Genomic DNA, 20,755 nt, shown 5'->3' on the forward strand with positions numbered 1-20,755 from the left:
TGGTGTGCCGGGCATGCATCTAAACTCTAGGGTTCAAGTCCCGAACTGGGAAGGCAGTAGTACCAGTTAGCCAAGGACAAGGGTGTCTAGGGCGACCTAGAATCTGAAGGAAGTCGGAGGCAAATTCCCGCCTTGAGGAACACGAACTTCATAGAAGGCTATTTATACTTGGATGAGACTGCCAAACACATCAAAGTCCATACTGCCGAAGGGTATAGGTAGTAAATGAAGCAAGGATATGGGGAGGAAGTGTAGATGCTTACCCCGGGAGGTCTGATAGCAAAGCGGTACACTTACCGTAACCGGATGTGTGAACATTCACTGAACTATCAGAAGTCAGCAGAAGCCATAGTACCTGTTTCTTCTAGAGGAACAGGGAAGGGCGGAATCAGGAAAGGAACATGATCACTTGGGATACGTATGGTTTGATGAAGCAGAAACACAAGTTCCTTCCTCATGGAGGAAACGGTGAATCCCGTGGGGGACATGAGAAGGGTGGAGAACACATACCACATAAAGAGAACGATCATGTACGTAGGAGAGAGAACGAATGTTAAAACAAATACTGTCACGAGAGAATCTACTACAAGCTATATGGCGTGTAGAAAAGAATAAAGGAAGCCACGGAATCGACCAAATGCCCGTACAAAACCTACGAGTGCATTTGAAAGAGAACTGGACAATCCTCAAGCAACAATTGGAAACAGGAACCTATCAACCTCAACCGGTCCGTCGAGTCGAAATCCCGAAACCAGACGGTGGAAAGAGGAAGCTAGGGATTCCAACCGTGACAGATCGCTTTCTACAACAAGCGATCGCACAAGTGTTGACCAAAGTATATGACCCGCAGTTTTCGGACCATAGTTATGGATTTCGTCCCCAAAGGCGAGGTCATGACGCGGTGAGGAAAGCAAGAGGGTATATACAAGAAGGCTGTCGTTGGGTAGTAGATATGGATCTAGAGAAATTCTTTGATAAAGTACATCATGATCGTTTAATGCGCACCCTGAGCAAACGGATTAACGATCCAAGAGTGCTGACATTAATCCGTCGCTATCTACAAGCAGGAGTCATGGAGCAAGGACTTGTTCAGTCGAACACAGAAGGAACACCACAAGGTGGCCCGTTAAGTCCTTTACTCTCTAATATTGTCTTAGATGAATGGGACAAAGAATTGGAGCGCAGAGGACTGCACTTCGTCCGTTATGCGGATGATTGTCAAATCTACGTTCGTTCCAAAAGAGCAGGACAGAGAGTCAGACAAAACATGACGGAATTCCTGGAAGGAAAACTAAAGCTGAAAGTGAATCAACAAAAGAGTGCGATTGATCGTCCATGGAGACGAAAATTTCTAGGATTCTCCTTCACCAGTCACAAGAAGAGACCAAAGGTTCGCATACCAAAAGAGAGTATTAAGAGGCTCAAAGATCGAATCCGTTCCTTAACATCAAGGAAAGAAAACATCAGTATGGAGACCAGAATCGAACGATTAAATCGGTACTTAATCGGTTGGATAGGATATTACCAATTGACCGAGGCACCAAGTGTTCTGAAACAGATAGATAGTTGGATCCAACGTAGACTCCGCATGATTCGATGGAAAGAATGGAAGTTGGTCAAGACAAGGTATCGAGAATTACAAAGGTTCGGTGTGAAGAAGGAGAAAGCGTGGGAATGGGCCAACACAAGGAAAGCCTATTGGCGGATTGCGAACAGCCCCATTTTACACAGAACCCTCGGCAACCGATATTGGGGAAGCCAAGGACTAGAAAGTTTGTTTATTCGTTATCAATTTTCACGTATGACTTGAATGAAATCGCCAAATACGGAACCGTATGTTTGGTGATGTGAGAGGGTCGGAGGTTAGTCACCTCCCCCTATCTCGATTTAAGAGGACTTAGTGCGCCCGCATAAAAGCCTAGATAGCACTGAATTTTATGATATTGGTAAAAGGAATTATCTGTCAACGAACTGTCTTGAATTGGGTGTTAATAAATTGTAATGTGCTTTTTCAGAAATTGAAGCAATTAACTAGTGACAAATAGGGTATAATAAGCTACAATCTATAATTAATACAATGTTTCAGGTCCAATTTTAAATTTTTAGGTTTTTATGTTTTCAAATAAGGAGTAATTATCATACAATAGAGGTAACATCCTTTTAAAAAGGAAAGTATAAAAATTGGGAGGCTGTCTAGCTCCGAACGCCCAGAAACTAGGCGACTTCACGAATCGCCCTACGATAAGTCATCATCGGTTCGTAAACTCACCGTGATTCCTTTATCTCAGTTGATTCGATCCAGCCGCTACGTTTCTAACCGGGCACTTTGCGCTTTTCTTAATAAAATAGGATGACCAAAAGGGTATATGTATTAATAAGGGTTTAGATAGATGAACAGTGATCCCTTCCAACCCAATCACTTATTAAGAAGGGAGAGTTACAGGATGGAAATAGAAAGAATTAACGAAAATACAATTAAATTTTACATCTCTTACATGGATATCGAAGACCGTGGCTTTGATCGAGAAGAAATTTGGTATAATCGTGAGAAGAGTGAACAACTTTTTTGGCAAGTAATGGATGAAGTCAATTATAACGAAGAAGACTTCCAAATCGATGGTCCATTATGGATCCAAGTGCAAGCTCTTGAAAAAGGTCTAGAAATTGTAGTAACAAAAGCACAAATTTCGAAAGATGGTCAAAACCTGCAATTGCCTACAGAGTCCGGAAAAACCATTGATATGCCAGTTGATGATAAGATTGAATCACTTTTAGAAGAGAAATTTGGTCCAACTGAGAAAGAAATGCCAGAAATGGAACATCAATATGGGCAGGATTTTGTTGTGGTAGTCAACTTTAAAGAGTTAGAAGATATTATTCAATTAAGCCATGTTTTTGAATCGTCCATTGGAATGAGAGATGAGTTATATTACTATGATAATCAATACATGTTGATTACTCGATTTGATGAAGATTATTTAACAGATGATGAGCAAGAGGATTTAATTAGTCAAATCCTGGAATATGGTCAAGAATCAACGCTAACAGTATTTGTTGTAGAGGAATACGGTAAAGTGATCTTTGAAGAAGATGCACTTGAACAAGTTAGTGAACATTTTGCACGTTAAACTAAGTGTCAATCAGATGCTTAGTTTTTTCTTTTTATTAAGGCGTTGTTAGCGAAACTTAGCAAGAAGTTAGCGTCCCACTTTATAATAGCAACATATAAATAAAAATAATAAAACTCTATCCTGTACATAGTATAATTAAATATAAAAAAGTTGCAAATTATTTCGTATATCGAAATAATTTGTGTTATGATATATGCTGTATGTTAAAAATAGAAAGAAGGAAGAGTATGAACAACGATATAGAGATAAAACGAACACCATTGATGATTGTATTGATGTCAGGTGCATTTGTTGCAATATTAAACCAAACATTACTTGGAACAGCATTACCTCATATTATGAAAGATTTAGAAATCGATGCGGCTACTGCTCAGTGGTTACAATCGATTTTTATGCTTGTAAACGGGATTATGATTCCTGTTACAGCATTCTTAATTGAACGTTTTACAACAAGGGCATTATTCTTAACAGCAATGGGAAGTTTCGCTGTAGGTACCTTAGTTGCAGCAATAGCTCCTGGCTTTTCTGTTTTGATGGTTGGGAGAGTATTACAAGCAGCTGGTGCAGGTATTATGATGCCATTAATGCAGACGATTATGTTTTTGATTTTCCCAATTGAAAAGCGCGGAACTGCAATGGGTCTATTTGGGATGGTTATAGCGTTTGCACCAGCAATTGGACCAACATTATCAGGCTGGTTAGTGGAAACTTTCCCGTGGAGAAGCTTGTTCTACGTCGTGTTACCGATCGCAATAATAGATTTGATCGTTGCTAATAAAATTCTAGTTAACGTAACAAAGCAAACATTCCCGAAAGTAGATATAACTTCAATCATTTTATCAACTCTAGGTTTCGGTGGCATTTTGTATGGATTTAGTATGGCTGGAGATGTTAATCATGGCTGGTTAAGTGGAATGGTACTTATTCCATTAGTTGTAGGAGCGATAACGTTGTATTTCTTTATCCGTCGCCAATTTAAATTGGCGAAACCTATTCTGGAATTTCGAATATTTAAGTATAGTATGTTCAGTTTAACAACTGTTATTGGAATGATCTCCTTTTTAGCGATGATTGGTGGAGCCATTATTCTACCGATTATGATGCAGGATTACCTAGGATTCACAGCCCTTGAGTCAGGACTAGCATTGTTACCGGGTGCTATTTTAATGGGATTAATGAATCCAGTCACTGGACGTCTTTTTGACCGCTTTGGAGGAAAATGGCTTGCCGTGATCGGATTAGGATTGCTAACAGCCACTACTTTTTTACTGGCCATTTTAACTACAGAGACAAGTTTTACTTATATTGCAACAGTTAATGCAGTAAGAATGTTTAGTATTTCGATGGTAATGATGCCAGTTACTACTGCCGGATTGAATCAATTACCAAACAATGTTATTCCCCATGGTACGGCTATGAATAATACAATGCGCCAAATGGCAGGTGCACTTGGAACAGCACTGCTTGTTTCCGTTATGATGAATCAGGCCATCCCTGCTGATGGTTTAGCAGGGATGGTCCATGGTGTCAATGTTTCATTTATGGTTGCTGGTGTTATCTCGATTGCAGGCTTTGTTTTAGCCTTCTTCATCAAAAATTCGATACCAGGAAATGCCGAATAATTTGCAGGAAAAATCACCTCTTTGTAGAAGTATAAATACATGGAGGTGATTTATTAATGTTGCAAGCAGTCAATCAAACAGGTGAGCTTGTACCAATTTGGAAGATGAATCGAGATGAAATTAAGCAAAAGAGAAAGGAAAAATTTTTCTGTCCAGCTTGTAATGAGCCATTAATAATTAGGGCAGGGATGAAAAATACGCCGCATTTCGCGCACCATAGTAAAAGTAATTGCAGTCTTTCCGGTGAAGGCAGTTATCATGAAAATGGAAAAAAAGATATTTATTTGTGGTTACATGCTCAAGGCTATCCAGTAAAATTAGAGCATTATTTCCCTGGTATTAAGCAAAGAGCTGATATTTTCTTGGAGATGGAGAAGAAAAAAATCGCGGTTGAGTATCAATGTGCTTCTATTTCGATACAGGAAATCTGTCGTAGAACGGCAGGATACCGTTCAATTGGTGTTATCCCGATTTGGATCCTCGGAGCCAATAAATTAAAGAGAAAAGGCGCACACTCTCTTAGCATACCATGTAATGATCAAGCTTTCCTACATCAATTCCGTCAATCATTACCTCTAACTCTATTTTATTACTGTTCCGATACAAAACATTTAATCATCTATCAAGACATGATCTTTTTATCAAAAACTAACACATTTGGTTCCATGCATGTGTCCAAGTTAGCTTCCCTTAGTTGGCCGGATCTGTTTCAACCAAGATATCGCGATAAAGATTTATTCCACAAATATTGGCAACAACAGAAACACCAATGGCGTAATCGCCCAGTACCTTCTTATCAGCGTGAAGAGATGAATTGGCGACAATGGTTATATCTTCATCAATTAAATGTTCAAACCTTACCTTCCTTCATTTATCTTCCCATTACTACCCAATATCAAATGAAAAGTCCACCGTGGATATGGCAATCAAGACTCTATATTGACCTTTTCTTAAAAAAGGACCATTTCACAATCGATTTAGCGAAGCAACTTCTCCGTGGTCATTACCATTCTTCTGATTATTTTCCTTTAATTCAACCTAGAAATCATCCAATTTGTGAATATCTAAAGCTATTAGTGCGTATAGGTATTTTAAAGAAGCTCTCTGAAACCAAGTACCAAGTAAATCGTACTACTGTATGAACAATGCCTAAATAAGTTATAATAAGACACAAGAGCAAAAGAAGGAGGAATTCAAATGGCAAAGGGTCAGAAATCATTACCGAAGCGTGAGGAAATAGCTGAAGAATTAACATGGAAATTAGAAGATATTTTTGCGACAGATGATGAATGGGACAAGGAATGGGAAGAAGTACAAGCATTGTTACCTAAATTTGAAGCCTTCCAAGGAACATTAAAGGATGGTGCAGAGAAAGTATATCAATTGCTACAATTGCAAGATGAAGTATCAGATCGTTTGAGCAAACTCTATACATACGCGCATATGCGTTATGATCAGGATACGACTAACTCGTTCTATCAAGCGATGAACGGAAAAGCAGAGAATTTGATTACACAGGCTTCTAGTAAGATGAGTTTTATAACACCAGAAATTTTAAAGTTGGACGAGCAGACATTAGAACAATATCTCAAGAATCATGAAGACCTAAGCTTATATAAGCACACATTAGATGAAATTAATCGTCAGCGTCCACATGTTTTATCAGAACAGGAAGAAGCACTGTTAGCCGAAGCATCTGAAGTAACAGATAATCCATCGCAAACATTCAGTATGCTTAACAATGCTGATTTAACCTTTCCATCTGTAACAGATGAGCAAGGAAATGAAGTAGATTTAACACATGGCCGTTATATTAATTTCCTTGAGTCAAAGGAGCAGCGTGTGCGCCGTGATGCCTTCAAAGCTATGTATGAGACATATGGCAGTTTAAAGAATACGTTCGCTTCGACCTTACAAGGTGTTGTCAAAAAGGATAATTTTTATGCAAAGATCCGCAACTATGATTCAGCAAGACAAGCTGCTTTAAACAAAAATAATATCCCGGAGAAAGTATATGATAACCTAATTGAAGCGATTCATGAAGGATTGCCATTACTTCAACGATATGTAGCTTTACGGAAAAAGGTATTAGATATAGAGGAATTGCACATGTATGACCTGTATACGCCATTAGTGAAAGATGTCGATATGTCATTTTCCTATGAGCAAGCACAGAAAACAGTTACAGAAGCCCTAAAACCTTTAGGTGAAGATTATTTACAAGTCATGCAAAGAGCGTTCAATGATCGCTGGATTGATGTCGAGGAGAACAAAGGGAAGCGCAGTGGAGCGTATTCTTCTGGTTCCTACAGTACCAACCCATACATTCTTATGAACTGGCAGGACAATTTAAATAACTTATTTACATTGGCACATGAATTAGGGCACTCGATGCACAGCTATTACACACATAAACACCAGCCATATCGTTATGGAAACTACTCTATTTTTGTTGCAGAAGTAGCTTCTACTTGTAATGAAGCATTATTGAATAATTACTTAGTGGAAAAAACGGATGATCCTAAAGAAAAATTATTCTTGCTAAATCACTTTTTAGAAGGATTCCGCGGAACTGTGTTCAGACAGACAATGTTTGCCGAATTTGAGCATAATATTCATGTGTTAGCACAGGACGGGGAGGCATTAACAGCTGACCGCTTAACTGAACTGTACTATGAATTGAACAAAAAATACTTTGGTGATGACCTGGTCGTAGATGAAGAAATTGGTTTAGAATGGTCCCGTATTCCACATTTCTACTACAATTATTATGTCTATCAATATGCAACAGGTTATGCCGCTGCCCAATCATTAGCAGCTCAAATATTAGAAGAAAAAGAACCAGCAGTAGAACGTTATCTCGGTTATCTGAAAGCAGGAAGCAGCGACTATCCAATCGAAGTGCTGAAAAAAGCAGGTGTTGACATGACGGAAAAAACTCCTGTTACTAATGCATTGAAGGTATTTGAAGAGAAGCTTGATGAAATGGAAAAATTATTAGATCAAGTTAACTAAGGAAGAAAGGCCACCTTATCTGGTGGCCTTTTGAAATCCTTTGAATTGTTTTCTATCTCTCCAAAAGTACACAGTCATGTAAATCGTAACAAATAATAATGGCACGGTGTAATAGAGTGGAATCATCCGCATTAATCCAAAAATATTAAGTATAAACGCAAATACCGGCAGAACAAAAAGTAATACTTTCATTACGACACCACCTTTAAAGGAGTGAATTGATGAAACTATCCAGTTATCAGGCATTACTGGAACGACTTAATCCGCGTCATCCTCAGTATGCCGACATACATAGCCAATTCCGCAAATATCAATCAGGGTTGTTTGGAGAAGATTCACTTGATTATTATTTTCGTGTGAGTGGACTCTATGGCAAACACCTAATAAAAGGTTTACGACTAAAGCATCATGACTATTTTCAGATGGATAGAATATTAGTCTCTCTAAAATATATATTAATCATCGAAGTAAAAAATATGTCCGGAATTATTCGTTTTGATTCTCATTCCCACCAACTTCACCGTTACAAAGAGGAACAGATCGATATTTTTCCGGATCCCATTTTACAAGTTCAATTACAAAAAATACAGTTAAAGCAATATTTGCAACATTTTCCTCACCCTATTCCACCGATTCATACTGTTTGTGTATTCACAAATTCTAATGGAAAGTTAGAAATAGTTAACTATCCCCATAAAGATCGAATTCTAACTAGTCAAGCACTTCCTTTTTATATTCAGAAAATGGATCAACATTATGTTAATAGTATAAGTTCAAAGCAACAGGAGGATCTTGTTAATTATCTCAAGAGTGGTCACATGGAGGAACAGATCAATCTGATGGAAAAACATGGACTTTCGTGGAACGACTTGGATAAAGGTGTACCATGTATAACGTGTGGACTTTTTGCGATGAAACGTGAACGTTATCGGTGGCAATGTCCTCATTGCGGTAAACGTAGTAACGATGCTCATCTGCGACCATTATTTCATCTTGCCTTGTTAAGCGGAAATAAAGTAACCAATCGACTTGCAAGAGATTTTTTATTAGTCCAATCTGCTGATGCCATCAGAAAAATGTTAGTCCGAGCAGGGTTCGAACGGAGAGGTGCTAATAAAAATGGATATTATTCTTTAGATTTTCGTAAAATGACTGATAAACGATTAAAAGTGACTGATAAAGATAGAAAAGTGACTGATAAATAGAAGAAAGTGACTGATAAAGGTCCAAAAGTGACTGATAAACGCAACAATATACCGTTACATTACATTGTAATCTAGAAGTGTGAAACTTTTGTGAATTTGTGCACAAACCTATTGTCATCCGGCATCACGCTTGGTATAGTAAAGACAAGGTAAAACAAACAACCCCTTTGTTTGACCTGAAACTTTCTCCCATCCCTTATCTAGTAATAGGTAAAGCAGAAGAGGACATGTTACGTAACATGTCCTCTTTGCTATTTAGCATATTTCCAAAAGTAGCCAAACTTCACGGGTACTTTTTCAACTAGTTGCTTCAGTTGTAACTTTTTCATTTCCTTTTCTGCTTTTTCCATGGACCAATCATAGACAACTGCTATTTCTTTAGTTCCAACAAAATCATAGTGCGAAATGAAATCCAATAATTTGGGTTTCTTTGCTGGAAGTGGTTCTTTTTGAAGCATTTGTTTGAGAACTTTGACATAAATTTCATAGGGGTAAATACCAGAAATTTTTAAACCTGCATCGTCTTCTGACTCATTAAAGAAAACCATAGTTGGAATATATTCAACGTCCATTTCTTTGGTTAGTTTCAAATCACATTGCAACGCTTTTTTTGAAGATTTTGAACAAAGGTCTTCACGGAATTCATCAATATCAAGATGGACCTTTCTGGCACATCCCAATAATACTTCTTCCTGGGAAATATCTTGTTTATCTAAAAAGGCAAGCTCCTGTAATTTGCGTAAAAAACGTCTGCCCGCTTTTTTTCCTTGTAATTCCGCCGATTTTATGGCGATGGAAGCGAGCCATGGATAATGAATTGGGTTTTCGATCCAGAGATCACCGTCACAACTCATGCCGGTACGACTTGCAGTTTTTTCCCAGATATCTTTTAATTTTCGCGGCTTTTCAAATTTATCTTTATGCAAGTTTGTTAGTTGTCCGCTCAGTACTGTTCTTATGGTAAAAAAACGTCCATATTCGATAGTAAGTTTCTTTAAATATGGCTCAAGAGACCAGCACTCAGGACAAAGTGGATCAATAAACACATATATTTCAATTGGTTTCTTTAAGATATCGATAAAGTGATAATGCGCAGTTTGGTTACGATCTTGCGGTTGCCAAGATCCGGCAGAATTCCAATTCACAATGATTCTCCTTTCTCTTCAGGCGTATTCATCATGTGATTGGCCGTAAGAGTGAGCCGATCAAACATTGCACTTCGAAATGGTTCTTCAATATTTGCTTCTTCCAGTGCCCCCTCCATGCAGGAAAGCCAAGCATCTCTCCTTGTCGGAGTAATTGGAAAGCGTAAATGGCGCTTTCTCATCATAGGATGCCCATGTTCTTGTATATATAACGGTGGACCACCAAAAAATTGAGTCAAAAATTGTTTTTGCTTCCTTGCGACTTCAGTAAAGTCATCTGGAAAAATCGGAATTAGATCAGGATGTTTAGACACGCGTGCGTAAAAAGCCTCAACTAATTCATCAATTTTTTCCTGTCCACCAATTGCTTCATAGATGGAGCCTGCTTCTTCTCTCATATTCCTCCAAACCTTTCATCTCATGTTACTAATTAGTAGTCTCTTTATGTTACTATATTGTAACAGTGTTTACATAGAACTAGCAACTTATGTGTTTTGGTAGTTTAATCCTTTTAGCAGTAGGTGTTTGGCTGTTATTGAACAGTATGGCAGTCTACATGCGTTTTCTTTTGAAAGCGTTTCCTATATATTAAGTGTATGATAAAATCGTTCAATTTTATTCTCGGTTTTCCTTTTTGGAATATGATGAGCAGTTAAAAGTTGTTGGAAGACAGATATACCATGTTGCTCATCTTCCGCTTCTATTTCTAATTCATAGTCTGTATAACCGTTATAATGACTTTGGTCAAGGACAACCGTGGTGTTATTATACGTACATTCCAATCGATATGTTTCCAGCATTCCACCGTATTTTAAATCGTGAATATTTATATTCATGGCATGTAGAGCTTTCGTTATTTCATCCTTAGCAATAATATGCCCGATGATCCATTGTTGTGTCTCATCCGGTGTTATAGGACAATGAGTTTCCAACAAACCTGCTCCATCCGGATTAGGTTGCTTTAATGTTAACTGAAATGTTCCCTTTTTTTCTCTTATTCGAAGTGCAGCATGATGCTTTTTTAATTGAAAATCAGCTGTTTCAAAATAGTGATTCTTTTGTTCAATTTCCGTCAGATCGTAGGAATAAAAATGTTCAACTAATTTCTGATATTCCTCTTTTGTTAAAAGGTTTTTAAATTCTATCTCAATTTCTTGTGACATTGCACTCATCCTTTCATGCTTTTTATATTTTGAAGGATTTTTGACAAAAAAGCAAAAAAAATGAAGATGGCAAAGATTACTTCTTCTTCAGGATATATGATAAAATAAACTCAGATATTGAAACAATAGGTGGTGCAAGACATGAATTGGCGAAACTTCTTGGCACCTTATGCACAGGTGGTTGAAGAATTAAAGGTAAAACTAAAAGGAATGCGATCACAATTTGAATACGAGTCAAGCCACTCACCAATTGAATTTGTGACGGCTAGAGTTAAACCAGTATCAAGCATTAAAGAAAAAATGAAACGTAAAAATATACATATTGATAATATATCCGAGGAGTTACAGGATATTGCAGGCGTTCGAGTTGTTTGTCAATTTGTAGATGATATCTATGATATTGTTGAACGTTTAAAGTCACGGAATGATTTTGAGGTAATAGAAGAACGAGATTATATTAATCATAAGAAAGAAAGTGGCTACCGTTCTTATCACTTAATTATTTCTTACCCAGTAGAAACAATTCATGGCGAACGGAAAATTATTGCTGAAATTCAGATTCGTACGTTGGCAATGAATTTTTGGGCGACCAATGAGCATTCGCTTAATTATAAATACGAAGGTAGAATTCCTGAAAAAGTTAGGACAAGGCTGAAACGTGCCGCTGAAGCTGCGTTTAAATTAGATGAAGAAATGGCCAAGGTAAAAGATGAAATACAAGAAGCTCAACGCATTTTCAAAACCAACAAAGAGAGCGATGACAAGTAATGGAGGGAGATAATATGCGCTTTGCAATTCTGTCAAGAAGTGATAATAAGTCGGAAGTGATTAAATCAAGAGTGAAACAATATTTAACGGATTTTTCCCTTGTTTATGATGAAGAGAAGCCAGAGCTTGTTATTTCTGTTGGTGGGGACGGTACTTTTCTGGAGGCTTTCCATACGTACAAACATCGATTAAAAGACACCGCGTTTATTGGAGTTCACACAGGTCATTTAGGCTTTTATGCTGATTGGGTGCCAGAGGAAGTGGAAAAATTAATTATCGAAATTGCCAAAAAGCCCTTTGAAGTAGTGGAATACCCACTATTAGATATAAAAATTCATCCAGTTGGTAGTGATCATTATCAACAATTCGTGGCGCTAAATGAGGTTTCTGTCAAATCTATAGATAGTACGGTTGCAATGGATGTTCATATTAAAGGAGCGCATTTCGAACGATTTCGTGGTGATGGTTTATGTGTATCAACCCCATCTGGTAGTACAGCATACAATAAAGCGTTAGGTGGAGCTATCCTCCATCCGTCCCTTAATGCATTACAAATTACGGAGATGGCGTCGATCAATAATCGTGTCTATCGGACAATTGGTTCTCCGTTAATTTTACCGAAACATCATGTATGTGAGCTGTTACCTCTATATCATGATAGAAGTATGTTAATTACAGTGGATCATAATACGGAGGAGTACGCCAATATTGATCGTATTGAGTGTCGTGTCTCAGATGAAAAAATTCGTTTTGCTAGGTTCAGAGCCTTTCCTTTTTGGAAAAGGGTGCACGACTCCTTTATTTCTGATGAAAGATCATAATATAGTGTAGGTGGATAAATTGAAGTGGAAAGTAAATAAGCAGTACGATGGCTTATTATTAAGAGAATATTTAATACAAGTTCGAGGAATATCAAAAAGAATTTTAACAGCAATTAAATTTGATGGTGGCAAACTGTTAGTCAATAATAATAGCGTCACCGTACGTCATCCATTGTCAGAGAATGATGTGGTAGAGGTTGTGTTCCCACCAGAAAAAAGGAGCGAGTTATTAATCCCAGAACCAATTCCGATTGATATTATATACGAAGATGATGATGTTCTGGTTTTGAATAAAGCGCCGTATATGGCAACCATCCCATCCTATCACCATCCTAGCAATACACTTGCGAATGGGGTTATTTATCATTATGACCAAGAGCAAGTACCTTACACAGTTCATGTAGTGACACGGTTGGATCGTGATACATCAGGTTTATTATTAATTGCCAAGCATCGCTACAGTCATTCTATTTTATTTCAAGATCAGAGCGAGGCAAAAGTAAATAGGCGTTATCAAGCGATTATTGCTGGACAGCTTAATGAGAAAAAAGGGGTACTGGATTATCCAGTTGGCCGAGCTCCGGATTCTATTATTAAGAGGGTGGTTGCTGCTACCGGAAAAAGAGCTGTCACGCATTATCAAGTAAAAGAGGAATTAGAACACATTTCTCTGGTAGAGATCAAATTAGAAACGGGAAGAACTCATCAGATTCGCGTTCATTTCTCTTCCATCGGTCATCCTTTGATTGGCGATAGTTTATACGATGGAGATACTACTAAATTAAAACGACAAGCATTACACTGTCATCAACTAGCATTTCAGCACCCGCTAACCAAGGAACAGATGGAATTCGAAATTCCACTCGCTGACGATTTAGAAGAAGTCTGGCACCGATTTAAATTAACGAAGTCATAAAGAGGTTAGGACTGAAGTGTTGTATGTAAAACCAAAGCAATTAATCGAAAGTATTCGATATCGTTTGTTTCATCCAAGTGGCAATATTGAAATGTCTTTACTGCTAAAAACAGTAAGCACTAAACATCATTTCAAAATGACCACATAAGTTAATGATTAAGTTTTGCTTTGTATACAGCTTTCGTTTTTAGAGTGGAGAATAATGTTTTTGTCCAGAAAGTAGAATTGAACAATGCTGAGATGAGGTGATGAAATGGATACTAAACAGCTCGCAGGTGAAAAAGCTGTTGAATATGTAAAGGACGGAATGCAATTGGGGCTTGGAACTGGTTCAACTGTTTATTGGACTATTTTAAAGTTAGCTGAGTTAGTAAAAAAAGGACTTGATATTAGATGCGTACCTACCTCTAAAAGCACTGAAAAAATCGCAGAAAATTTAGGGATTCCATTGGTGAGTCTGTCTGCCATCAACCATTTGGATTTAACCATAGATGGTGCTGATGAAGTCAATCCGAATTTTGATCTAATTAAGGGAGGTGGGGGAGCATTGTTGCGTGAAAAAATGGTGGCATCCATTTCGCAAAGGCTCCTTATCGTTATTGACGAATCAAAATACGTTAGTCATTTAGGTGAGTTTTCCTTACCAGTTGAAATCGTGCCATTTGGTTGGGAAATGACGAGTAAACAGATAAGTAGATTAGGTTGTAATCCTAGATTACGTACTAAAGAGAACTCTCCATTCGTTACAGATAACGGGAATTATATATTAGATTGCTATTTTGAAAAAATACAAAATCCTTCCACACTGAATAGTGCCTTAAATATGATTCCTGGGGTAGTTGAAAATGGTCTATTTGTTCATATGGCCGATACAATTGTGATAGGAAACAGAAGTGGCAACGTAGAAATCTTAAAGAAATAATATACCAACCCAAAAGTTCCGATCAACGAATGATCGGAACTTTTTAGCTAATTATGCTTTTCAATATCTAAATTTCTCCTCTACAAATGGCATGGTGGACTTGACACTCACTATTTCTTTTTCTGGTAACCGAAAGGCTGTCAGCTTATTTCCGAATACGCATCCAGTATCAATGTTTACTGTTTGGTTTACAAATCTCGGTTCTAAAACGGGTGTGTGCCCGTAAACAATCCATTTGTCCCCATGATAATTTTGTGCCCAATCTCTACGAACTGGTCTGCCGTCCTCATGCTTTTCACCGGTAATATCTCCGTATAACACAAAGGTTTTTACCTTCTTATCATGTCTCCCGATATATTTTTCGGGAATCCCAGCATGTGCGATGATAGTATCTAATTCATCGATCACATGATATAAGGGAGCGTCCTCGTAAAGTGTCATCATCATCTCTTTTACTTCGTCTTGATCTTGTTTAGTCAGTTGTTTGTATTCCGCTACGGTTGTTTCTAAACCGTGTTGTTGTTTCACATTATTACCGAGAAAAAAACGATACAGTTTATCACAGTGATTGCCGGGCACATAAAAGCCGAATTTCTGTTCAACAACAATTTGATAGACAATACGAATCACATCAAGTGAACGAAGCCCTCGGTCAGTTAAATCTCCTACAAAAGCAAGTTTTCTATTTTGAGGATGATGGATTTTATCGTTTTCCCATTGATACCCTAATTCCTTAAGCAGTGTTTGAAGTTCTTGATAGCACCCATGAATGTCACCGATAATATCTAATTTCATTGAAATAACTCCTATCCGTTTGTTCAATGTATACTAAGTAATGCCTATCTGATCAGTTTCGCTAATGATCAATCAGAACTAAAACTCTCCCTTTATGATTCGTCAAACATATAGGTTTTTATACGATAAAAGACACTTAAAACAATTCCGATTGCAATCATATAGGTAAGTGTTGAACTACCACCATAGCTGATAAAAGGCAATGGTAACCCAGTAACAGGGAGTAATTGAATCGACATTCCGATGTTTTGAAATACTTGATAGGTAAACATACCGATAATTCCGGTTACCATATAACTTGCAAACGGATCTTTACATCTTAGTGCAATATAAATAAGCCTGTAAATGAGTAAAAAGTAAATAAGGATCACAGCACTGGAACCGAAAAAGCCAAATTGTTCAGCGATAGACGTAAAAATATAATCAGTATGATACTCTGGGACTTGATATGCAGCTTGCAAGTCTCCTATCCCCTTGCCTGATAATTGACCAGAACCAATAGCTAACATGGCTTTTAATGTTTGATAAGCTCCCCCTTGACTGTATTCATCTGGGAATAGCCAGCCTTGAAATCGTTCTACTACATGATCAAGATCTTGATCATAGAGGAATTGATTCACTTCTTCCGGGTTTGTCAGGTACATAGTGATGGCAGATACAAAACAAACAAGAAATGTACCAAAAATAGTCAAAATAATACGCCATTTAATACCAGATACGAGAATCATGCAGGCGGTAATGGCAACCAGTACTAATACACCACCAAGGTCAGGTTGCTTTAACAGGAAAAAAACAGGAATAAGCATAAAAATCCCCATTTTACATAATAACCAAAGATCCATTTTTACGGTATGCACAGGATATTTCTCATTATGTGCGACCATGATATGAGCCAAGAAGATAATGAGAAACACTTTCATAAATTCAGCTGGTTGAATGGTTCCTAGCACAGGGAATTCAAACCATCCCCAAGCACCTTTTACTTGTTTGGCAATTCCTGGTGGAAAATGGAAATAAAGCATAAGCAACGCAAGAACACCTAGTCCATAAAGGAGCCAGGAAACTTGTCGAAATCGATCATAGTCAAACATCATAATTACAGCGACGGCCATTGATCCAGCGATATACCAGACCATTTGTTTGAAGTACATGTTTTGATATAAGGGATTCTGAGCTAAATATGGATCTAATGTATATAAAGTAAAAACACTTATAATCGCAAGCAAAATAATAATTAAAATCAATGAGTAATCAAGTTTTGAATTAGAGTTTTTTTCCGACATAATAATTGAACCTTTCTTTCTTGAAAAATATAGTCTATTCCTAGTATAGTGTATAAATGGTTTTTTGAGAATAAAAACAATAATTTCCCGACAGTATCACGGTGCTAATTAACCGTAAACCTCCCGCATCAAGCTTTAAAAGTAATTCGAAGAAGCAAAAGTGGGAGAAAACGGACGCTAATACCCTGATAAGTAGCGCTAACCATCAGTGGGGCTTAACCGCCTCGCTGATAGAGGTCTCACTTTATTGTAACATCTTCTTTTGATAAGAATGTGTAAAATTAGCGTTTTTTTTCGAAATATGTGTTATTCTTTTAACATCCCAAGATAAAGATGAAGTTAGTGCAAGTAAGGGGGACAGCATAATGGAACATCTAGAGCAACATGAGCGATTGGAAATGTGGGAAAAAATACAGAAAGCATTATTTGATGAGCAAATCGACAAATTTCGAGCGGAATTTTTAGAGTTGCATCCGTATGATCAGGCAAAGATTTTTGAAGAACAAGATGAGGACATCCGCTTTTTAATTTATTCCTATCTATCCCCAAAAGAAATGGCTGATGTAATTGAGCAAGTTGATGAAGATTTAGTTGAAGCATTCATCACGGAGATGATTCCAGCATTTGCAGCAAAAGTACTGGAACATATGTATACGGATGATGCGGTAGACATTTTAAATGAGCTAGATAAAAATAAAGTGGCAAGTTTTTTAACGATAATGGACAAGAAGTCATCAGAGGAAATTAAAGAATTGCTTCATTATGAAGAGAAAACAGCCGGTAGTATTATGACAACAGAGTTCGTTGTGATTCATACAAAGATGACTGTCAAAGAGGCGATGCGGCATTTAAGAAAAGAAGCCCCTTCTGCCGAGACAATTTATTATATTTACGTTGTGGATTCCTTTAAAAAACTTGTTGGTGTTATATCATTAAGAGATTTAATTATCGCGGAAGGTGAATGGCTTATTCAAGATGTCATGAGTGAACGCGTTGTCTCCGTACCAGTTGGAGAAGATCAAGAGGATATCGCACAAATGATGCGGGACTATGACTTTTTAGCACTTCCAGTTGTCGATTTTCAAGATCATCTATTAGGTATTATTACCGTCGATGATATTATGGACGTTATGGATGAAGAAGCAAGTGATGATTATTCCAAGTTAGCTGGTATATCTGATGTTGAAAGTAGTGGTGACACAGCTATTTCATCTGCTAAAAAAAGATTACCATGGTTAATAGCACTATTGTTCCTTGGAATGCTTACTGCCAGCATTATAACCCGCTTTGAAGCGGCTTTAGAAGAAGTGGCCATTTTAGCAGCTTTTATTCCATTAATTGCCGGTATGGCAGGAAACACAGGAACGCAAGCACTGGCAGTTGCAGTTAGAAGTATTTCAACAGGAGAGCTAGAAAAAAAGGGAAAAGTGAAAGTGATCTGGCGAGAAACAAAGACAGGCTTAATTACAGGTTTCTGTTGTGGGATTATCATTATCTTGCTTATTAGCTTAGTGTATAATCAATTCTTTTTAGGAATAATAGTGGGAATTTCATTGATGGCAACTCTATTAATAGCAACTATATCTGGAGCTTTTGTTCCAATGATTATGGACCGCTTTAATATCGATCCGGCAGTAGCATCAGGACCCTTTATCACAACATTAAATGATTTAATTTCTATATTTATTTATTTTGGTTTAGCAACGGCGTTTATGAGCTTCTTAGTTTAAAGAGAAAGGAGTGTGCTGTAAGATGGAGCATGCTGAGTCTGTTAGTTCATTAGTAATAGTCATCATCGCAGCATTTTTAACACCAATACTGTTACACAGATTCCGTTTAAAAATGATTCCTGTTGTGGTGGCAGAGATTATCGTAGGTTTGATCATTGGACATAGTGGATTTAACCTTGTTGAAGAAAGTAACTGGCTGGAAACATTATCGACATTAGGTTTTATTTTCTTAATGTTTCTTAGTGGTTTGGAAATAGATTTTTCGATTTTTTCTAGTAAAAAACAACCAAAAAAACAAAAGAATATAACTAAAGATATGCCCAACCCAGTCTTATTAGCAAGTCTTGTTTTTGTTGGCATATTAATATTATCGTTCTTACTTTCTTATCTATTTGTCCTGTTCGGATTTATTGATAATGTTTATTTAATGACATTAATTATTTCTACGATTTCATTAGGGGTTGTGGTTCCTACACTGAAGGAAGCACAAGCGATGCAAACTACTGTAGGACAAACGATTTTATTAATTGCGGTCATTGCCGATCTAGTTACGATGATCTTATTAGCAGTATTCGTGTCGTTCTATGGTGAAGAATCCGGCAATATGTGGTTATTGTTAATCCTATTTGGTGTCGGTGTGTTACTATATTTTGTTGGTAAGCATTTTCGCAACCAGTCGTTTATTGAAACAATGTCTAAAGGGACGATTCAAATTGGAACAAGGGCAGTGTTTACTTTAATCATCTTCCTTGTGGCCTTATCTGAATCGGTAGGAGCAGAAAATATTCTTGGTGCTTTTTTAGCTGGAGCATTAGTCTCGTTATTAGCACCAAATCAAGAGTTAGTACAAAAACTAGACAGCTTTGGCTATGGTTTTTTAATTCCTATTTTCTTTGTGATGGTAGGAGTAGATTTAGATTTATGGGCACTATTTGATGAACCCAAAGTATTAGCTTTGATTCCTTTATTATTCATCGCGCTCTTGATTTCAAAGGTTATACCAGTTGCAGTTTTAAAAAAATGGTATGATACCAAAACAGTCGTTGCAGCAAGTATGCTATTGACTTCCACATTATCGTTGGTCATCGCTGCTGCAACCATTGGTGAACGACTAGAGATTATTTCAAGTGAAATGCACGGGGCTCTTGTGTTAGTTGCTGTGCTCTCTTGTATTATTACACCGTCATTCTTTAAGAAATATTATGTGAATCAAGAAGAAGTAGACTATCAGCAAACAGTTTCTTTCATTGGCACAAATCAAGCAACTATTCCGGTTGTTCGTGAATTGGATCCAAAAGAATTTGAGACGCATTTATTCCATACAAAACAAGAAAAACTGGATGTAAAAAAAGGCCGTACTATTTTTGATATTAACGAGCTTGATAACTATGATCTAGACACATTAGAAGATTCAGGTGTATTTGATCATGATATTGTTGTCGTTTCTACTGGAAATGAATACAAGAATGAGGAAATTGCTGCGTATGCTAAGGAACTTGGTGTAGAAAGAGTTATTGCTCGGATCGAAAATCCAGTTACCGAAAAAAGGTTACAGGAAATTGGTATCGATGTTTTCTCTGTATTAATGTCATCTAAAACACTTTTGAAAGCATTAATTGAATCACCAAATGTTGTAAATATCTTTACGCAGCAAGACAGTGCGTTGTATGAGATCAACATGAATAACGCTAACTATGATGGTACACTGCTTAGAGAGTTTCCATTTACAGGTGACGTCATTATGGTGCGTATTTTCCGTGGTAAGGATTCCATTGTTCCACATGGAGACACAGAATTGAAATTGAACGACCGCTTAGTAGTGACTGGTTCAGCGGAATATGTGGAAGAACTGCAACAAATACTTGAATATGTATAGCAACACCCCACTTCGTATAACGAAGTGGGGTGTTTACTCCGTCTAAGGGATAATTTTAGTATAATCAACAAATCTAAGAGAGGGTCAAGAAGATTTGTAGAAAAAATTAAGATAATCAACAAATCTAAGAGAGGGTCAAGAAGATTTGTAGAAAAAATTAAGATAATCAACAAATCTAAGAGAGGAACAAGAAGGTTTGTAGAAAAAGTCAGAATAACCAACAAATCTAAGTGAACATCCTAAAGATTTGTATAGAATACGAAGATAACTATAAATCAAGCAAGATATCTCAAGAGATACGTATGGAAGAGGATGAGGAAGTCACTGTTAACTTAAGCATTTGCTTTTGTATTGCCATAGTAA

Annotated in this window: 18 protein-coding genes; 12 read left to right on the forward strand and 6 right to left on the reverse strand. The window is 37.2% G+C overall.

The window, feature by feature from the left end; genetic code table 11:
• Positions 1-550 precede the first annotated feature (550 nt).
• The 5 genes from ltrA to pepF all read left to right on the forward strand — a co-directional run bounded on the left by ltrA (position 551) and on the right by pepF (position 7,768).
• Positions 551-1,810 carry a group II intron reverse transcriptase/maturase gene (gene ltrA, locus J5J03_RS13345; protein WP_208585947.1) on the forward strand — a complete coding sequence of 420 codons (1,260 nt, stop codon included), beginning with the start codon at positions 551-553 and terminating at the stop codon, positions 1,808-1,810.
• Positions 1,811-2,444: 634 nt separating this feature from the next.
• Complete coding sequence (mecA, locus tag J5J03_RS13350) at positions 2,445-3,128, forward strand: adaptor protein MecA (RefSeq protein ID WP_153833966.1); 684 nt, start codon at positions 2,445-2,447, stop codon at positions 3,126-3,128.
• 230 nt (positions 3,129-3,358) lie between these two features.
• The gene (locus tag J5J03_RS13355; protein ID WP_208590178.1) at positions 3,359-4,753 is read left to right on the forward strand and encodes an MDR family MFS transporter; all 1,395 of its coding nucleotides are present in this window, start codon (positions 3,359-3,361) and stop codon (positions 4,751-4,753) included.
• 56 nt (positions 4,754-4,809) lie between these two features.
• The gene (locus J5J03_RS13360) at positions 4,810-5,895 is read left to right on the forward strand and encodes a competence protein CoiA (RefSeq protein ID WP_208590179.1); all 1,086 of its coding nucleotides are present in this window, start codon (positions 4,810-4,812) and stop codon (positions 5,893-5,895) included.
• A gap of 55 nt (positions 5,896-5,950) precedes the next feature.
• Positions 5,951-7,768: an oligoendopeptidase F gene (pepF, locus tag J5J03_RS13365; protein WP_208590180.1), complete on the forward strand. Its 1,818-nt coding sequence runs from the start codon at positions 5,951-5,953 to the stop codon at positions 7,766-7,768.
• A 15-nt stretch (positions 7,769-7,783) separates the two neighbouring features.
• On the opposite strand, the gene J5J03_RS13370 is transcribed toward pepF, so the two are convergent.
• Positions 7,784-7,960: a hypothetical protein gene (locus J5J03_RS13370; RefSeq protein WP_208590181.1), complete on the reverse strand. Its 177-nt coding sequence runs from the start codon at positions 7,958-7,960 to the stop codon at positions 7,784-7,786.
• A 29-nt stretch (positions 7,961-7,989) separates the two neighbouring features.
• On the opposite strand from J5J03_RS13370, the gene J5J03_RS13375 reads away from it, so the two are divergent.
• The gene (locus J5J03_RS13375; protein WP_208590182.1) at positions 7,990-8,973 is read left to right on the forward strand and encodes a nuclease-related domain-containing protein; all 984 of its coding nucleotides are present in this window, start codon (positions 7,990-7,992) and stop codon (positions 8,971-8,973) included.
• A 251-nt stretch (positions 8,974-9,224) separates the two neighbouring features.
• On the opposite strand, the gene J5J03_RS13380 is transcribed toward J5J03_RS13375, so the two are convergent.
• The 3 genes from J5J03_RS13380 to J5J03_RS13390 form a co-directional block, all read right to left on the reverse strand.
• Positions 9,225-10,118 carry a ClpXP adapter SpxH family protein gene (locus tag J5J03_RS13380; RefSeq protein WP_331460494.1) on the reverse strand — a complete coding sequence of 298 codons (894 nt, stop codon included), beginning with the start codon at positions 10,116-10,118 and terminating at the stop codon, positions 9,225-9,227.
• Entirely contained in the window at positions 10,115-10,516 is a 402-nt protein-coding gene (locus J5J03_RS13385) for a globin domain-containing protein (RefSeq protein WP_208590184.1), read from the reverse strand. The genes J5J03_RS13380 and J5J03_RS13385 overlap by 4 nt, the downstream gene beginning before the upstream one ends.
• 183 nt (positions 10,517-10,699) lie before the next feature.
• Complete coding sequence (locus J5J03_RS13390) at positions 10,700-11,281, reverse strand: CYTH domain-containing protein (RefSeq protein WP_208590185.1); 582 nt, start codon at positions 11,279-11,281, stop codon at positions 10,700-10,702.
• Positions 11,282-11,422: 141 nt separating this feature from the next.
• Here J5J03_RS13390 and J5J03_RS13395 point away from each other — a divergent pair, with 141 nt between their 5' ends.
• The 4 genes from J5J03_RS13395 (at position 11,423) to rpiA (ending at position 14,708) form a co-directional block, all read left to right on the forward strand.
• Positions 11,423-12,049: a GTP pyrophosphokinase gene (locus J5J03_RS13395; RefSeq protein WP_208590186.1), complete on the forward strand. Its 627-nt coding sequence runs from the start codon at positions 11,423-11,425 to the stop codon at positions 12,047-12,049.
• A 14-nt stretch (positions 12,050-12,063) separates the two neighbouring features.
• Entirely contained in the window at positions 12,064-12,870 is an 807-nt protein-coding gene (locus J5J03_RS13400; protein ID WP_208590187.1) for an NAD kinase, read from the forward strand.
• A 10-nt stretch (positions 12,871-12,880) separates the two neighbouring features.
• A complete protein-coding gene (locus J5J03_RS13405; protein ID WP_331460495.1) occupies positions 12,881-13,786 on the forward strand; it encodes an RluA family pseudouridine synthase in 906 nt (301 codons plus the stop codon).
• Between the two features lie 253 nt (positions 13,787-14,039).
• Positions 14,040-14,708 carry a ribose-5-phosphate isomerase RpiA gene (gene rpiA, locus J5J03_RS13410; protein WP_208590189.1) on the forward strand — a complete coding sequence of 223 codons (669 nt, stop codon included), beginning with the start codon at positions 14,040-14,042 and terminating at the stop codon, positions 14,706-14,708.
• A 60-nt stretch (positions 14,709-14,768) separates the two neighbouring features.
• Here the strand turns inward: rpiA and prpE are convergent, their stop codons facing one another.
• Entirely contained in the window at positions 14,769-15,503 is a 735-nt protein-coding gene (prpE, locus tag J5J03_RS13415) for a bis(5'-nucleosyl)-tetraphosphatase PrpE (protein WP_208590190.1), read from the reverse strand.
• A 92-nt stretch (positions 15,504-15,595) separates the two neighbouring features.
• Entirely contained in the window at positions 15,596-16,786 is a 1,191-nt protein-coding gene (locus tag J5J03_RS13420; RefSeq protein ID WP_208590191.1) for an FtsW/RodA/SpoVE family cell cycle protein, read from the reverse strand.
• A gap of 365 nt (positions 16,787-17,151) precedes the next feature.
• On the opposite strand from J5J03_RS13420, the gene mgtE reads away from it, so the two are divergent.
• Complete coding sequence (mgtE, locus tag J5J03_RS13425; protein ID WP_208590192.1) at positions 17,152-18,516, forward strand: magnesium transporter; 1,365 nt, start codon at positions 17,152-17,154, stop codon at positions 18,514-18,516.
• A 22-nt stretch (positions 18,517-18,538) separates the two neighbouring features.
• Positions 18,539-20,392, forward strand: a complete 1,854-nt coding sequence (locus J5J03_RS13430) for a monovalent cation:proton antiporter family protein (RefSeq protein ID WP_208590193.1) — start codon at positions 18,539-18,541, stop codon at positions 20,390-20,392.
• Positions 20,393-20,755 lie beyond the last annotated feature (363 nt).

The sequence above is a fragment of the Gracilibacillus suaedae genome (assembly GCF_017599345.1).
GTDB classification, from domain to species: domain Bacteria; phylum Bacillota; class Bacilli; order Bacillales; family Amphibacillaceae; genus Gracilibacillus; species Gracilibacillus suaedae.

What these genes read in the sequence shown, in the direction of transcription:
- rpiA (WP_208590189.1), top strand. Translation starts at nt 14,040, where the DNA reads ATGGATACTAAACAGCTCGCAGGTGAAAAAGCTGTTGAATATGTAAAG.
- J5J03_RS13420 (WP_208590191.1), bottom strand. Translation starts at nt 16,786, where the DNA reads ATGTCGGAAAAAAACTCTAATTCAAAACTTGATTACTCATTGATTTTA.
- J5J03_RS13360 (WP_208590179.1), top strand. Translation starts at nt 4,810, where the DNA reads ATGTTGCAAGCAGTCAATCAAACAGGTGAGCTTGTACCAATTTGGAAG.
- mgtE (WP_208590192.1), top strand. Translation starts at nt 17,152, where the DNA reads ATGGAACATCTAGAGCAACATGAGCGATTGGAAATGTGGGAAAAAATA.
- J5J03_RS13430 (WP_208590193.1), top strand. Translation starts at nt 18,539, where the DNA reads ATGGAGCATGCTGAGTCTGTTAGTTCATTAGTAATAGTCATCATCGCA.
- J5J03_RS13390 (WP_208590185.1), bottom strand. Translation starts at nt 11,281, where the DNA reads ATGTCACAAGAAATTGAGATAGAATTTAAAAACCTTTTAACAAAAGAG.
- J5J03_RS13375 (WP_208590182.1), top strand. Translation starts at nt 7,990, where the DNA reads ATGAAACTATCCAGTTATCAGGCATTACTGGAACGACTTAATCCGCGT.
- J5J03_RS13395 (WP_208590186.1), top strand. Translation starts at nt 11,423, where the DNA reads ATGAATTGGCGAAACTTCTTGGCACCTTATGCACAGGTGGTTGAAGAA.
- prpE (WP_208590190.1), bottom strand. Translation starts at nt 15,503, where the DNA reads ATGAAATTAGATATTATCGGTGACATTCATGGGTGCTATCAAGAACTT.
- ltrA (WP_208585947.1), top strand. Translation starts at nt 551, where the DNA reads ATGTTAAAACAAATACTGTCACGAGAGAATCTACTACAAGCTATATGG.
- mecA (WP_153833966.1), top strand. Translation starts at nt 2,445, where the DNA reads ATGGAAATAGAAAGAATTAACGAAAATACAATTAAATTTTACATCTCT.
- J5J03_RS13400 (WP_208590187.1), top strand. Translation starts at nt 12,064, where the DNA reads ATGCGCTTTGCAATTCTGTCAAGAAGTGATAATAAGTCGGAAGTGATT.
- pepF (WP_208590180.1), top strand. Translation starts at nt 5,951, where the DNA reads ATGGCAAAGGGTCAGAAATCATTACCGAAGCGTGAGGAAATAGCTGAA.
- J5J03_RS13385 (WP_208590184.1), bottom strand. Translation starts at nt 10,516, where the DNA reads ATGAGAGAAGAAGCAGGCTCCATCTATGAAGCAATTGGTGGACAGGAA.
- J5J03_RS13370 (WP_208590181.1), bottom strand. Translation starts at nt 7,960, where the DNA reads ATGAAAGTATTACTTTTTGTTCTGCCGGTATTTGCGTTTATACTTAAT.
- J5J03_RS13355 (WP_208590178.1), top strand. Translation starts at nt 3,359, where the DNA reads ATGAACAACGATATAGAGATAAAACGAACACCATTGATGATTGTATTG.